Source organism: Streptomyces sp. NK08204 (assembly GCF_020400585.1).
In the GTDB taxonomy this organism is placed as follows: domain Bacteria; phylum Actinomycetota; class Actinomycetes; order Streptomycetales; family Streptomycetaceae; genus Streptomyces.
In genome coordinates this window covers 1-394 of the sequence record NZ_JAINVF010000099.1, presented here as the reverse complement: position 1 = coordinate 394, position 394 = coordinate 1, and the positions used below count along the sequence as shown (strand labels likewise).

Genomic DNA, 394 nt, shown 5'->3' with positions numbered 1-394 from the left:
GTCCGGGTCCCGGTCCTTGGCGGGAGTGTCCTCGAAGGTGTCGTGAACAGGCTCGTTGACAGTCATGACGCTGAGGGCCCTCCGATCGGTGGCGTCGGTCGCCCGACGTGGAGCACGTGCGCGGGCGCCCGGCCGGGCGTGAGCCGCACGTAGTTGGTCCTGCCCCAGTGGTAGGTCTCCCCTGTCAGTTCGTCGTGCACGGACAGGGAAGCCTGCCAGTCCAGGCCGAGTTGCGGCATGTCCAACGAGACCGTGGCCTCCTGGGTGTGATGTGGGTCGAGGTTGGCGACCACGATGACCGTGTCCGTCCCCGTGCTCTTGCTGTAGGCGAGCACGGCGTCGTTGTCGGTCTGATGGAAGCGGAGATTTCGTAGGCGCTGTAGCGCGGGGTGCT

General features: G+C 66.8%; 1 protein-coding gene. It reads right to left on the bottom strand.

Annotated features, from left to right (window positions below; genetic code table 11):
• Positions 1 to 62 precede the first annotated feature (62 nt).
• The coding region (locus K7G59_RS34480; protein WP_225840688.1) for an alpha-glucosidase C-terminal domain-containing protein at positions 63 to 394 on the bottom strand (332 nt) is incomplete at its 5' end.